Genomic DNA, 13,973 nt, shown 5'->3' with positions numbered 1-13,973 from the left:
CTATCATGGCTGCCACTGCGTCTCCTCGCCGCTCAGTTTGCGGTTGAGGAAGAACGCCGCGCTGATCATCGCCAGGTGGCTGAGCGCCTGGGGGAAATTCCCCAGCGCATGGCCGCGCACGTCAAACTCTTCAGCAAACAGCCCGAGTGGATTGGCATAGCTCAGCAGCTTTTCAAACTCAAAATGGGCCTCGTGGATCCGGCCCGCACGTGCCAGGCATTCAACATACCAGAAGGAACAGGCGGCAAATGAACCTTCTGCGCCTTGCAGACCATCTGCTGGAGTTTCATTGATATTATAGCGCTTCACCAGACCATCACTGACAAGGTGGATTTTGATGGCATCCAGCGTGGCTAACCAGTCGGGATCGGTGGCGCTGACAAAACGCACCAGCGGCATCAATAACATTGAGGCATCGAGATGTTTACCACCGCGTGTGGAGACAAAATGGCCCTGTTCTTTGTGCCAGAAGTTTTCCCAGATGTCCTGGCGGATCGCGCTGCGTGCGCTATCCCAGCGGGCGTAAGGCATCGGCAGCGAGCGTTTCAGCCCGAGGCGCAGCGCGCGGTCTAACGCGACCCAGCACATTAAACGTGAATGCAGGAAATGTTCAGGTTCGCCCCGCATTTCCCAGATACCGGCATCTGCCTGCATCCAGTTCTCACTCACCCAGTCAATCATCCGCGACACGTGCTGCCAGCCACGTTGCGAAATCGCCTCGCCGTACTTATTCGCCAGATAAATGGCGTCCATCAACTCCCCATAAATATCCAGCTGTGTTTGTTGCCAGGCATCGTTGCCGATACGCACCGGGCGCGAGTTGCCATAGCCTGAAAGATTAAGCAGCTCCATTTCATGCAGTTCTGTGCTGCTGTCCAGGCGGTACATCACCTGCAATCGCATCTCATCGGTATGGCTGTGCTCGACGCAACGGCTGACCCACTGCGTAAAGTGTTGGGCTTCATCCACATAGCCCAGACGCATCAAGGCGTACATGCTGAATGAGGCGTCACGAATCCATGCGGCACGATAATCCCAGTTACGCACGCCGCCTAACTCCTCGGGTAAACCAAAGGTCGCGGCGGCGGCAATGGAACCGTGCTGCCATGAGGTGAGGAGTTTGAGCACCAGCGCAGAACGCTGCACGTTCTCCTGCCAGCGTCCGCGATAGGTGCTTTGGCGGCTCCAGTGCTGCCAGTAGTGCAGGGTTTCGTCTAAGCAGTGCAAGGTGTTTAGCGCCGTGACGTGGGGATCGTCGCTGCTTCCAAAAATAAATACCACATCTTCACCGGCTTTGAGGTGAAAACTGCCGGTGGCGGCGTGCTGATCCAGCGTCATGTTAACGGTTGCCGCCAGCCGTAATGTTGGCTGGCCAGGGGCGCTAAAATCGATATAGCCAGGTCCGGCAGATGCCGTGGTTTGGGCGCGCGCGTAGTCGTGGCGTGGTGAGCAGTGGAAGGTAAAGCGTGCTTCGCCCCGTAGCATTTTTACGCGACGAATCAGGCGGGGCAGGCTGTCATGCTGCCGACAAATGGGCATGTAGTCCGTCATTTCTGCCACGCCTTCCGGGCCGAGCCAGCGGGTTTGCAGAATATTGGTATCTGGCAGGTAGAGTTGTTGCTGACGGGGATGTGCCCAATCGGGTGCCAGAGAAAACAGCCCGGCGTCGTCACTGTCCAACAGCGCCGAAAAGACCGAAGGACTGTCAAGATTGGGCCAACAGAGATAATCCAGTGTGCCGTCATTGGCGATTAATGCGCAGGTGCGCAGATCGCCAATCACACCATGATCTTCAATTTTGCGTTTAACATCGCTCATTATTCCGCTCCCTGATGACATCAAACCTTAACTATAGCCTGTTGTCCCAGCGAGGCGGGGCAATGGGTGCTAACCTGCCCGACGGTTATTCCAGCGGCGAATAAACCAGCGCAGTATCAGCGCAAACACCAGGGCGGCGATCAGCCATAACAAGTGTTTGAAGTGCTGATCGAGCTTGTGCAGCCAGGGCGTGACGACCTCTCCGGCAAAATAGCCCAGTGAGACAAAAATCAGTGACCACAGCGCGGCACCCACCAGATTCAGCACAAAGAACTTCAACGGTTTTAAGCGGCTGGCACCAATAATCACCGGGCCGATCAGGCGAAATCCGTACATAAAACGCACGCCAATCACAAACAGGCTGGGGCGACGTTGAATCAAACGCTTTGCTTTGGCAATTTTGTCGCGGTGCTTGCCGAAACGCCGCAGAATTTTCGCGCCCCAACGCCGGCCCACCCAGAACAAAATCTGATCGCCTAAGGTGCCGCCCACCATTGCCGCTAACAGCACGCCGCCGTAGTGTAATAAGCCCTCATGCGCAGCAATACCGCCTAACAGCGTAAATGTTTCCCCTTCGGCCAGACAGCCAATTAACAGCGCCAGATAACCATACTGGCTAATTAATCCATTGATATCGATATGCAAAGTATCCTCTCTGTTTTTGGTTTCCCCGTGTTCAAGTCTATACCGCATTCAGTAAAGCGTGACGCCCGGTTGATAAGCGAATTTTCTTTCCTGCGCCCCGGCAAAAAAACCAGTGCCGTTTATACTTGTATTGAAGTTGCCCGCCTGGGCAGCCAGTCGCATCAGAGAGGTGATTTTATGAATCATGTCTGGGGACTCATTGCGCATCCGGGCCAGGAAATGCGCGATATCAAACAGGAAAACGAAAGTGTTTCCCATCATTATACCCATCACGTGTTGTTGATGGCGGCGATTCCGGTGCTCTGTGCGTTCATCGGCACCACCCAGTTTGGCTGGAATCTCGGTGAGAATCAGTTTGTACAACTCAACCTGCTTACTGGTATTGGTCTTGGCATCCTCTTCTATTTGATCATCCTGGGCGGGGTTGCCGTCATGGGACGGGTCATCCACTGGATGGCGCGAGACTACCCGCAGCGTCCATCAATTCAGCGCTGCACGGTGTTTGCCGGTTATGTGGCAACGCCGCTGTTTCTCAGTGGACTCGTGGCGCTTTATCCACTGGTGTGGCTGTGTGTTCTGGTGGGGGCGATGGCGCTGGTGTATACCGGTTATCTGCTGTATGTCGGTATTCCGGTTTTCCTTAACATCGACCGTGAAGAGAGCCTGCGTTTTTCCGGTTCTACTTTGGCTATCGGGCTGCTGGTATTCGAAGTGTTGCTGGCGCTGACCGTGGTGCTGTGGGGTTATGGCCCACGTCTGTTTTGACCTATCCGTCCTGCCGTCTTTCGGCGGCAGGACGTCACGTGATTTTTAACGGACAGACACATTCATTCCAGGAAATTTCATAGTGGAACGCGTATGATGCTGCGGCCAGCTCGTGCGCGTTTTGCTGTGCGCGGGCGGCCTGTGTTCAACACAGCGCACATTTCTAGACCGGTAACTTTTCGATGCCTGTAAAACTCCGTACTTCTTTGCTCTCTCTGGCATTGCTGTTTGCTGCACCTGCAGCGATAACCCCGGCGGTTGCCGCCACCGGAATTGAGAACCTTGCACCGATTGCTCAGCCGCAAATTGCGTCTGGCAGCGCGATGATCGTGGATTTAACCACCAATAAAGTGCTGTTTTCCAGTCATCCCGATCGTGTCCGTCCGATCGCCTCTCTGACTAAGCTGATGACCGCGATGGTGGTGCTGGATGCCCATCTTCCGCTGGATGAAATGTTATCTGTGGATATCAGCCATACGCCTGAAATGCGTGGTGTGTTCTCCCGCGTGAAGCTAAACAGTGAAATCAGCCGCCGCAATATGCTGCTGCTGGCGCTGATGTCTTCGGAAAACCGCGCCGCTGCCAGCCTCGCGGCCCACTATCCCGGCGGTTATGATGCCTTTGTTCGGGCGATGAATGCCAAAGCGCGCGCGCTGGGAATGACACATACGCGTTACGTTGAGCCAACCGGTTTATCCATTCACAACGTTTCGACGGCAGAAGACCTGATTAAACTGCTGAAAGCCACCCGCGAATATCCCCTGATTGGTGAGCTAAGCACCACGAAAGAGGAGACGGCGCTGTTTAGCCATCCGGCTTACACCTTGCCGTTCCGTAATACTAACCATCTGGTCTATAACGATAAGTGGCGGATTCAGCTGACCAAAACCGGTTATACCGATGAGGCTGGACACTGCCTGGTGATGCGGACCTTTATTAATAACCGTCCGGTGGCGCTGGTGGTGTTAGATGCGTTTGGTAAATACACCCACTTTGCTGATGCCAACCGCTTACGTGGCTGGCTGGAAACCGGCAAAGCTGCACCGGTTCCGGCAGCAGCCTTAGCTTATAAAAAACAGAAGTCAGGTCTGGTTGTCAGCAACCAGGAGTAACATTTTCACGCAGGGCAGGGAGGCTCTGCTGCACTGACCTCGGGGGCATTTACGCCGTGATTCCGATAGCACCGTCACGCGCGAAGGCCTAAACTCAGCGACAGTGGGCCAGGGAATTTCCCCTGCTGTCGTTTTTGCGCTGGAATCTGATTTTCATGTTTAAGCTACGTGCCATTCTCGCTTTACTGCTCCTGACGTTGGTCACGCTAACGCCAACACTTAGCCTGGCTGCTGACGATCCGGCAGCGCCGTCGCAAGATGAGGCGACGCCGAAGGTCAATGCGGCAGTTGAACTGCCAAAAATGCAGAAGATCCTCGATAAAATTAAAGGCCAGGTGAGCGGTGATACCAACGATAACCAGCTCTCCCAGTTGAACGAAATGGCACTGGAGCTTTCGGGCAACGCCGACACGCTGGGCCAGGCTCTGATTCCACAACGTCAGCAGTTGGATACCCAGCTGGCCGTGCTCGGCCCAGCCCCAGCTGCTGATAGCCCAACCAAAGAGACGCCCGAAGTTACGCGCAAACGTAGCCAGCTGGAAAACCAAAAAAGCAAACTGGATGACCAGATTAAACAGGCAGAAAGCCTGAAAAATGGGGGGCTGCTGCTCTCCTCGCAGATTGCTAACCTGCGCCGGGACCAGCTAAAAAGCCAGTTGGCCCTCAACTCAGGAAGTATTCTTGGCCCGCGTTTTTGGGCCCCCCTGTTCAGCACCCAGGATTTAGACGGCGAAAAAATCAGTGACTTCATTGCTGAACTCAAAGATACCGCTGCGCTCTCCTGGGAGCCGGGCTGGCGCTTTGGCACTGTAGGCTGGATTCTGGCGGCGATGTTGGTGATGACGCTGGGTCGTCGCTACAGCGAAGAGTTCCTGGCATGGGTCAGTATTCATAAATTGCCGGAAGGTCGCCTGCGCCGGAGTTTTCTTGCAGCAGCAATCGCCTTGACGACCTTAGCCGCCGTCGTAATTACCTTTAACTTTACGGCACTGGCCTTTACCCGCCGCGATGAAGTCTCCAGTGATGTGCAAGACTTTGTCGATCGCCTGGTACAACTTAGCGTGTTCTGTGGCCTGATTGCGGGATTAGGGCGTGCCTTCCTCTCCACGCGTCGCCCAAGCTGGCGGTTGCCGCATATTTCCAATGCGGTGGCGCAGGCCCTGAAGCCCTTCCCACCAATTACCGCAGCGCTGGTGTTTATCTTCCAGACGGCGGAGGCGTTTAACAACAGCGTCGGCACCAGCCTGAACACCACCATTGTGGCGAACGGCCTGACGGCGCTATTGATTGGCAGCACTGCGTTGTCAATTAGCGTGCGTACCCAGCGTGTACGCCGCCGTCTCGCACAAGAGGGGGAAACGCTGGAAGAGCGTTCTACGCTGGCCGGGCTTATCCAGATTGCACTGACCTTAACTGCGCTCGCCATTCTGATCGCGCTGCTGATTGGTTATGTGATGCTGGCGCGCTTCCTGGCTTATGAAGTGGTGTGGTGTGGCATTCTGTTTGGTTCCTTCTTCTTCCTCAGCCACCTGATCAATGACGGCTGTGAAAGCCTGTTCTCAACGCAGAACAGCACCGGTAAGCGGCTGCAAAATACGCTGAACATTGATGAGCGCCACCTGCAACAGGCCGCAACGCTGCTGGCGGCAGTAGGGAAAACCCTGTTGATTATGATTGTGGCGCTGGCGTTGTTTAACGGCAGCTTCGCGTCATCCACGCCGATTGAACTGCTGCAAAAAGCGATTGAATTCTGGGGCGGAAAAGGGCTGGAGTCACTGAATATTGTCCCTGCGCACATGGTCTCTGCGCTGGTCTGTATGGTGGTGGGCATCTATATTCTGCGGTCGGTTCGTCGCTGGCTGGACACCGAATTCCTGCCAAAAACCACCATGGATATCGGCATGCGCACCTCGCTGGTGACGCTGATGAGCAATATCGGCTACGTGCTGATTATCCTGCTGACGCTGTCGATCATGGGGCTGCAATGGAACAAACTGGCGTGGATCGTCAGTGCCTTGTCAGTGGGTATCGGTTTCGGCTTACAGGAGATTGTGAAGAACTTTATCTCTGGTCTGATTTTGTTGACCGAGCGCCCGGTGAAGGTGGGTGATTTGATCACCATCAGTGGTATCGAGGGTGACATTCGTCGTATCAACGTGCGTGCGACGGAAATTCAGATGTCGGACAAATCCACCGTGATTGTCCCGAACTCGCAGCTTATCTCGCAAAACGTCCGTAACGCCACCATGGGGAATGCGCAGGGGGTCGTCACCATTCTGCTGACCTTCCCGCTGGATATCGACCCGGTACGCGTGCGTGAGCTGTTGCTGGAGGTTTACAACGAGAATGAGCGCATTCTCGAACTGCCTGAACCTTCGGTGTCATTTAAAGATCTGTCACCTCAGGGCATTGTGCTGAGTGTCACCGGCAACGTCGCCAGCCAGCGCCAGATTTCTGGAGCCAAAAGCGACCTGCTGTTTGATATTCTCACCCGCCTGCGCAAAGAGGGCATTACCCTCTCGACGCCACAGACGATGGTGATTGAACGGCGGCAGCCGGTAGTGACCACTAAACCGGACGACGAGCTGCTGCCGTAGCCGGTTAAGGCGCTTTGACCGCCCAGCCTTTGAGTTTACTGGTCTTACCGATACCAGGGTTAAAGCTGTTGGTGGGGTCAAGCTGGCGATAAAATGCCTGGAGCTGCGGTTTCGCGGCGTAGAGATGGCCGACATTGTGCTCGGCGGGATACTCTGCACCGCGTGCCGCAACCAGCTCCAGCATTTTTTCCTTCAAAGCGTGTACATCCACCCCTTTCTTCACGATGTAATCCTGATGGAAAACGTGGCAGAAGAAGTGCCCGTAGTAGAGCTTATGGCTGATTGAATCCGCAATTTCGGCGGGCAGGGTTTCAAACCAGTCACGATCGTTACGCCGCAGGGCGATATCCAGCGCCAGAATATCTTCTACCTCATCAGCATGTACCGCATGGTAACGCACTGCCGCACCGGCAGCGGCAAAGCGGTGCAGGAACGCATGGGTTCCCTCTTGTGGGGTACATTCGAAAAACTCCCCACCCCCTTCACGGAAATAGTCGCGCAGATATTCGCGCGCTTCTGCAATACCGTCTCCCGACATCTTCAACAGCAGGTGATGTTCGAAACGTGCGCGGTACTGCGTCATTCTGTCCGGCAGGTGTGACGGGAAAAGACGACTAAGACGCTGTAACTGGCGATCGACAAAGTGGGGTTTTAGCCAGGGCACTTTTGCCAGCCAGGCATCCATACGGCCTTTCAGGGTGAAAAACTGCGGCATTTTATCGGTGCCCAGTTTATCGATCATCAGGAAGGTATCTTTGCCGTACACTTCGGCGATATCGTAAATATCACGATGCATATATTCCGCTGCCACCGGCAATTGCTGGAAATGGGCCAGAACATGGCGGCGAATTTCGGTCAACATCTGGGCATCATTGGTACCGATGTAAAACACTTGCTGCTGGGGTTCGCTGGGGAAAGTATCAAGACGCACCGCGAACAGTGCCAGCTTGCCTGCACAGCCAGAGGCCTCAAACAGGCGACGGGCATCGGCATTGAAGCGTGCCGGCGTATCGGCATTCACATCGCGCACGCGTTCGGCATATTCATGGTCAGAGGCGTGGCGGCCATCATCGCGTACCGCATCTGGCTGCCAGCGATCATCATCAAGACGGCCCAAAATCTCTTCCGGCGAGGTGCCGAGGTCAATACCGAGATGATTCACCAGCCGTAACTGGCCGTGGGCATCAATTTGCGCATACAGTGCCAGTTCGCTATACGCTGGGCCGCGTTTGATCAGTGAGCCGCCAGAGTTATTGCAAATGCCTCCCAGCACCGAAGCACCAATGCAAGAGGAGCCAATCACTGAATGCGGCTCACGTCCCAGCGGCTTCAATGCTTTTTCCAACTGATACAGGGTGGTACCAGGAAACGCCAGGACTTGTTTGCCGTCGTTGATCAGTTGCAGTTTATCAATACGCAGCGTGCTGATGATCACTACAGGACGATCATAATCATTGCCTTGCGGGGTCGAGCCTTCCGTAAGGCCGGTATTGGCGGCCTGAAGTATGATGATCGCATCGGCTGCCACCAGAACCTGCAACACCCGCCACATTTCCAGCAGTGTACCGGGGAAGGCCACTGCCACGGCTTCGCCCTCGCCAGATCGGAATCCCTTGCGATAGCGGGCGGTTTGTTCTGGTTCCGTCAACAGATGGTTGGCGCCAACCAGACGACGTAGATCGGTCAATAGGGCGGTCTGATGCGATGCTGCATATTCCATGAACGTTTTCCTTTTAAGCCTGTGCGTATTTACTGTAGCACGGAGCTGTGACGCCTGTATCTGGCTGCTATCCTCTGGTTATGGCACACTGCCGCCGTTGATTTTTTTCCTTTTATGCCGTTTTTAAGAGACCCAATCTAATGAAATGGATTTGCTCTGTATCTCTCGCTGTTTCCCTGGCTATGCAACCGGCTTTTGCGGTGCAGAGTCTGCCTGCACCCCACGCGATGACGGAACAGGCCCGTGATGCCTTTGTTTCCCAACTGCTGAAAAAGATGACGCTGGATGAAAAAATTGGTCAGCTGCGCCTGATTAGCGTCGGCCCTGATACGCCAAAAGAGGCGATCCGCGACATGATCCAAAAGGGGCAGGTGGGGGCGATCTTTAATACGGTTACCCGCCCGGATATTCGTGCCATGCAGGATCAGGTAATGCAGCTTAGCCGCCTGAAAATCCCGCTGTTCTTTGCTTATGATGTGGTACACGGTCAACGCACCATTTTCCCTATTCCGTTAGGGTTAGCCGCCAGTTGGGATCGGGATGCCGTGAGTGAAGTCGGGCGTATCTCCGCTTATGAAGCGGCCGACGATGGTCTGAATATGACCTGGGCACCGATGGTGGATGTGAGTCGTGAACCGCGCTGGGGCCGTGTTTCCGAAGGCTTCGGTGAAGATACCTATCTCACTTCGGTGATGGGCAGCACCATGGTGAAGGCGATGCAGGGGAAAAGCCCGGCCGATCGCTACTCTGTCATGACCAGCGTCAAGCACTTTGCCCTGTACGGTGCGGTGGAAGGTGGGCGGGAATATAACTCGGTCGATATGAGCCCACAGCGGATGTTCCAGGACTATCTGCCACCGTATAAAGCCTCACTGGATGCGGGCAGCGGCGGTGTCATGGTGGCACTGAACTCGATCAACGGTGTGCCAGCCAGTGCCGACAGTTGGCTGCTGAAAGATCTCCTGCGTAAGCAGTGGGGATTCAAAGGCATTACCATCAGCGACCATGGTGCGATTAAAGAGCTGATTGATCATGGTGTCGCCAGCGATCCACAGGATGCGGTGCGCATCGCACTTAAGTCGGGTATGGACATGAGTATGAGCGATGAGTACTACAGCAAATACCTGCCGGGCCTGGTAAAAAGCGGTGCGGTGACGATGCAGGAACTGGATGATGCTACGCGCCATGTGCTGAATGTGAAATACGACATGGGGCTGTTTAACGATCCTTACAGCCACCTTGGCCCGCAAGAGAGCGATCCACAAGACACCAACGCAGAGAGCCGCCTGCACCGTGAACAGGCGCGTGATGTCGCGCGTAAAAGCATGGTACTGCTGAAAAACCGCCTTGAGACCCTGCCGTTGAAAAACAGCGGGACGATTGCGCTGATTGGCCCGTTGGCTGACAGCAAGCGGGATATTATGGGGAGCTGGAGCGCTGCTGGCGTCACTGAACAGTCCGTCACCTTATTGCAAGGGATGCAGGCAGCGACGGCGGGCAAGGCCACCTTACTCTATGCCAAAGGGGCCAATATTACCGATAACCGCAAAGTGCAGGATTTCCTGAATCTGTATGAGAAAGGCGTCACGGTGGATAGCCGTACTCCGCAGCAAATGCTGGATGAAGCGGTAGACAAAGCCCGTCAGGCGGATGTGATTGTTGCGGCGGTAGGGGAGGCGCAGGGCATGGCGCATGAAGCCTCTAGTCGGACCAACATTGATATTCCACTGAGCCAACAAAAGCTGCTCGCGGCGTTGAAAGCCACCGGTAAACCGCTGGTGATTGTGCTGATGAATGGCCGTCCGCTAACGCTGGTCAAAGAAGACCAGATGGCAGACGCGATGCTGGAAACCTGGTTCAGTGGCACGGAAGGCGGCAACGCTATCGCTGATGTGCTGTTTGGTGCCTACAATCCGTCGGGCAAACTGCCGATGACGTTCCCCCGTTCCGTGGGGCAAATTCCCCTGTACTACAATCATCTTTCTACCGGGCGTCCGTACGATTTCACCAACCCACAGAAGTATAAATCGCGCTACTTCGACATCAATAACTCGCCGCTTTATCCGTTTGGTTACGGCCTGAGTTACACCACCTTTACTGTGTCACCGGTGACGCTCTCTGCGCCTGCTATGGCGCACAATGGCACGATCAATGCCAGTGTCACCGTGACCAACAGCGGTAAACGTGATGGTGCCACGGTGGTGCAGCTGTATCTCAATGACCCGGTCGCCAGTATCAGTCGTCCGGTGAAGGAACTGCATGGCTTCCAGCGCATTATGCTGAAAGCGGGAGAATCACAAACCGTCAGCTTTAAAATTGATGCCGATATGCTGAAGTTCTGGAACCAGCAGCTGCAACAGGTGGCTGAACCGGGCAAGTTTAACGTGATGATCGGGCTGGATTCTGCTCGTGTTCAGAGTGCCAGCTTTGACTACCGTTAACCGACTGCTGGAGCCACTCCGCCAGCGCATTGAACGGCAGGTCTTTCGGGTTAATGGCCTGTCGCTCAACGAGTTTGATCTCACCCAGCCGCCCGGTGATGCCGGGCTGTTTGGCCCTGAGAGTGTGGTCTGGCGAGTACACGGTGATTTCCCCTCCATGCTGTGCGGCGGAATCAGTGCGCTGTTGTTGCAAATGCTACACCCGGCGGCGCTGGCCGGGGTGTGGGATCACTCCAACTTTCGCGCCGATATGCTGGGCCGTTTGCGCCGCACCAGCCAGTTTATTGCCGTCACCACTTTCGGTAATCAGGCGGATGCGAACACGCTCATTGAGCGGGTCAAAAATATTCACCTGCGCGTCAGCGGCGTGGATAACTACCAACAGCCCTATGCTGCCAGCGATCCGGCTCTGCTCACGTGGGTACATGTCGCGGAAACCAGCAGCTTTCTCGCGGCACACCTGCGTTATCGTAATCCACAGCTGAGTCTGCGTGAGCAGGATGACTATTACGCCGAGGCGGCGCGGATTGCGCAGGCGCTGGGAGCCGAATCTTTACCGACCAGCGTAGCGGAAACTCAGCGCTATCTGGAACAGATGCGACCCGCGCTACGTTTTGATGCGCGGACCGCTGAAGTGACGCGATTACTGTGGCAGGCACCGGCACCGCACTGGATGGCGTACCCGGTGATGCGCACCATGTTGTATGGCGGCACGGGACTGCTGCCACTTTGGGCGCAACAGATGTCAGGGGCAGAATTACCGCGTTGGCGGCAGCAGTTCACCGATAGTCAGATTCACCTGGTCGCACGTTTACTGCGCTGGTCAGTACGTCGTGGTGCCTGGCATCGGGCACGGGCACGGATGGGATATCCACCCTGAGTCTGCTTTTGAGAGTTTTACCCTTGTGTCGCATGGCGAGAGTGCCGATCCTGCTCTATTCTCGGGAGAAATGGATCCCTCCAGGTTTTATCGAGGTGCTATGACACATCACCCCCTGATTGCTGAAGTGTGGAATCAGCAACGCACGTTGATGGCCATCGTTGAGCAGGATTCACGAACGGCCTATTTTTATATCTGGCCAGCCGAACTGTTTCGCACTCAATATGCGGTACGCGGCTGCTGGGTACGCAATCTATCCCCTGCACCTGCGCAGGAAGATCGTGAAGCACTGGAGCAGGGGATTGCCCCGCTCCTGAGTGCGGAATATTGTCGTACGCTAGAAGCTGAACCCCCGTTGGATGCCAATGGTTTGCAGATTATCTGGGAGCCGGGCGACGAGGGCGCAGCGCTATGGTATTACGGGCAGCTCCTGGCAGTGATCCCCGGCTGGAGTCTGTATCAGCAGAAGCAGATCAGCTTTTCTGCGGGCTGTATTAAAGCTAACCGACTGACATCCCCTTTAGGTTCTGCCTCCACCAATCAACATTATGCTACCGCGGTTGACCACCGGCAGTTCTGGCGGGAATGGCAAGAAGGACCCGCCTGGGACAAGTTTCAGCAGACCATGCTCAGCCATTACCAGTCCCGATTCGGGGCGGAAGTGAAGTATTACGCGATCGATCAGGGCAGTTGGCCGCCGATGGCCATTGCTCAGTACTGGCATGAAGAGGTGTGGTATTTCTTTACGTTAGGCATGTCGATTCGTCCGATGCCGCAGGTGAATCATCTGTTTGATGAGCTGGCACCGCAGTATCGCCGCATCGAAATCGGTATGGCGATAGACAGCAACATCATGACGGAACACAGCGCAGTTCAGATGGCCAGCGCGCTGGCTGAATTCGCACCGCTGCCGTGGTCGCGCCTGACGTGGATTGGTGACTGCCATACGTTGGCGTCAGAAATGACACCGCAGGGCTTCACCAGCTTTTTACTGGCACAGGATCTCGCCAGTGAGGATCAGCGTATTAAGCTGCCAAAAAACGCCGGTGACCCGGTGAAGCTGTTGTGGGCGACACCGATCACGGCCAACGAGCAACATTTTGCCTGCCAGGATGAATATGGCGGACATCAGCTGTTAAAACGGCTTCGGGCAGAGGGTAATTCCCATATTTTCCGGCCCCGTCAGGAAGTGGTGGATGCTTCCGGGCAATAACCTGATGTGAGGATATGGCCTTGAAGCGATAAGCGTTGCGAAGGCTCATCCCGTTTTTTGTCTGCAACAATTGCTGAAAAAGCGCACGGATTGCGCAATTTTTATCAACGCAGAGGCGACCCGCAACCTGATCGTGGTGTAAAATAGTTGAGATTTTTCTTAAGGAGTTGTCATGTCCGCCATTGAAGTTATCCTTGTTGACCACCTCGATCGTCCCACCGGTAAAATGGAAAAGCTGGAAGTACATGAGAAGGGATTACTGCATCGTGCTATCACGGTGTATGTGTTTAACTCGCGCCTTGAAATTCTGTTACAACGACGTGCCAGTGATAAATATCACTGTGGTGGGCTGTGGAGTAATACCTGCTGTGGTCACCCTTATCCGCTGGAAAGCACGCAGGATGCGGCAGAACGCCGGCTTCGGGAAGAGATGGGAATGACGCTGAAGCTGCAACCGGTGTTCGAGCTCAGTTACAATTTGCCATTAAGCAATGGGCTGACGGAACACGAGTATGGTCACGTGTTTTTTGCCATCAGTGATGAACTGCCGCAGATGAACCCGGAAGAAGCAGACGATTATCGCTATCAGTCAGTGGCAGACATTGAGCAGCAGATAAAACAAGCACCTGAACAGTTTACGCCGTGGTTTTTACATACTTTCCCACGTATTCCTGCTTTTCTCGCGGCATTTACGGCCAGTAACTGATTTTGCTGGCCGTGGCTGGCGTTAACGCGTCAGGCTATTTACCAATCACAATTGAGTAGCCAATCAGCATAATTGC

General features: G+C 54.9%; 11 protein-coding genes. 7 read left to right on the top strand and 4 right to left on the bottom strand.

The window, feature by feature from the left end; translation table 11 throughout:
* Window positions 1-3 precede the first annotated feature (3 nt).
* From B880_RS0121000 to B880_RS26785, 3 genes are all read right to left on the bottom strand, one after another.
* A complete protein-coding gene (locus B880_RS0121000; RefSeq protein ID WP_017349434.1) occupies window positions 4-1,818 on the bottom strand; it encodes a glycoside hydrolase family 15 protein in 1,815 nt (604 codons plus the stop codon).
* 69 nt (window positions 1,819-1,887) lie between these two features.
* A complete protein-coding gene (locus tag B880_RS0120995) occupies window positions 1,888-2,463 on the bottom strand; it encodes a DedA family protein (protein ID WP_017349433.1) in 576 nt (191 codons plus the stop codon).
* A 48-nt stretch (window positions 2,464-2,511) separates the two neighbouring features.
* On the bottom strand, window positions 2,512-2,649 hold the full coding sequence (locus tag B880_RS26785) for a hypothetical protein (protein ID WP_157060599.1): 138 nt from the start codon (window positions 2,647-2,649) through the stop codon (window positions 2,512-2,514).
* On the opposite strand from B880_RS26785, the gene B880_RS0120990 reads away from it, so the two are divergent.
* The 3 genes from B880_RS0120990 to B880_RS0120980 all read left to right on the top strand — a co-directional run bounded on the left by B880_RS0120990 (window position 2,641) and on the right by B880_RS0120980 (window position 6,937).
* Window positions 2,641-3,228, top strand: a complete 588-nt coding sequence (locus B880_RS0120990) for a Yip1 family protein (protein WP_026042822.1) — start codon at window positions 2,641-2,643, stop codon at window positions 3,226-3,228. The two genes, B880_RS26785 and B880_RS0120990, sit on opposite strands and share 9 nt — an antisense overlap.
* Before the next feature lie 182 nt (window positions 3,229-3,410).
* A complete protein-coding gene (gene pbpG, locus B880_RS0120985) occupies window positions 3,411-4,340 on the top strand; it encodes a D-alanyl-D-alanine endopeptidase (RefSeq protein WP_017349431.1) in 930 nt (309 codons plus the stop codon).
* 155 nt (window positions 4,341-4,495) lie between these two features.
* Window positions 4,496-6,937, top strand: coding sequence for a DUF3772 domain-containing protein (locus tag B880_RS0120980; protein WP_017349430.1), 2,442 nt, complete (start codon window positions 4,496-4,498; stop codon window positions 6,935-6,937).
* 4 nt (window positions 6,938-6,941) lie between these two features.
* Here B880_RS0120980 and dld read toward each other — a convergent pair whose 3' ends face one another.
* Window positions 6,942-8,657 carry a D-lactate dehydrogenase gene (dld, locus tag B880_RS0120975; protein ID WP_017349429.1) on the bottom strand — a complete coding sequence of 572 codons (1,716 nt, stop codon included), beginning with the start codon at window positions 8,655-8,657 and terminating at the stop codon, window positions 6,942-6,944.
* A 140-nt stretch (window positions 8,658-8,797) separates the two neighbouring features.
* Between dld and bglX the strand changes: the two genes are divergently transcribed.
* The 4 genes from bglX (at window position 8,798) to idi (ending at window position 13,897) form a co-directional block, all read left to right on the top strand.
* The gene (gene bglX, locus B880_RS0120970; RefSeq protein WP_026042821.1) at window positions 8,798-11,098 is read left to right on the top strand and encodes a beta-glucosidase BglX; all 2,301 of its coding nucleotides are present in this window, start codon (window positions 8,798-8,800) and stop codon (window positions 11,096-11,098) included.
* On the top strand, window positions 11,067-11,978 hold the full coding sequence (locus B880_RS0120965; protein ID WP_443146820.1) for an oxygenase MpaB family protein: 912 nt from the start codon (window positions 11,067-11,069) through the stop codon (window positions 11,976-11,978). Before bglX ends, B880_RS0120965 begins: the two co-directional genes overlap by 32 nt.
* A gap of 100 nt (window positions 11,979-12,078) precedes the next feature.
* Window positions 12,079-13,191, top strand: coding sequence for a suppressor of fused domain protein (locus B880_RS0120960; protein ID WP_017349426.1), 1,113 nt, complete (start codon window positions 12,079-12,081; stop codon window positions 13,189-13,191).
* Window positions 13,192-13,363: 172 nt separating this feature from the next.
* On the top strand, window positions 13,364-13,897 hold the full coding sequence (gene idi, locus B880_RS0120955) for an isopentenyl-diphosphate Delta-isomerase (RefSeq protein ID WP_017349425.1): 534 nt from the start codon (window positions 13,364-13,366) through the stop codon (window positions 13,895-13,897).
* The last annotated feature ends 76 nt before the right edge of the window (window positions 13,898-13,973 follow it).

Origin of the sequence: Pantoea sp. A4 (assembly GCF_000295955.2) — a bacterium.
Taxonomy (GTDB): domain Bacteria; phylum Pseudomonadota; class Gammaproteobacteria; order Enterobacterales; family Enterobacteriaceae; genus Pantoea; species Pantoea multigeneris.
This window is presented reverse-complemented; position numbering and strand designations above follow the sequence as displayed.

What these genes read in the sequence shown, in the direction of transcription:
- dld (WP_017349429.1), bottom strand. Translation starts at nt 8,657, where the DNA reads ATGGAATATGCAGCATCGCATCAGACCGCCCTATTGACCGATCTACGT.
- B880_RS0121000 (WP_017349434.1), bottom strand. Translation starts at nt 1,818, where the DNA reads ATGAGCGATGTTAAACGCAAAATTGAAGATCATGGTGTGATTGGCGAT.
- B880_RS0120960 (WP_017349426.1), top strand. Translation starts at nt 12,079, where the DNA reads ATGACACATCACCCCCTGATTGCTGAAGTGTGGAATCAGCAACGCACG.
- pbpG (WP_017349431.1), top strand. Translation starts at nt 3,411, where the DNA reads ATGCCTGTAAAACTCCGTACTTCTTTGCTCTCTCTGGCATTGCTGTTT.
- bglX (WP_026042821.1), top strand. Translation starts at nt 8,798, where the DNA reads ATGAAATGGATTTGCTCTGTATCTCTCGCTGTTTCCCTGGCTATGCAA.
- B880_RS0120980 (WP_017349430.1), top strand. Translation starts at nt 4,496, where the DNA reads ATGTTTAAGCTACGTGCCATTCTCGCTTTACTGCTCCTGACGTTGGTC.
- B880_RS0120990 (WP_026042822.1), top strand. Translation starts at nt 2,641, where the DNA reads ATGAATCATGTCTGGGGACTCATTGCGCATCCGGGCCAGGAAATGCGC.
- B880_RS26785 (WP_157060599.1), bottom strand. Translation starts at nt 2,649, where the DNA reads ATGATTCATAAAATCACCTCTCTGATGCGACTGGCTGCCCAGGCGGGC.
- idi (WP_017349425.1), top strand. Translation starts at nt 13,364, where the DNA reads ATGTCCGCCATTGAAGTTATCCTTGTTGACCACCTCGATCGTCCCACC.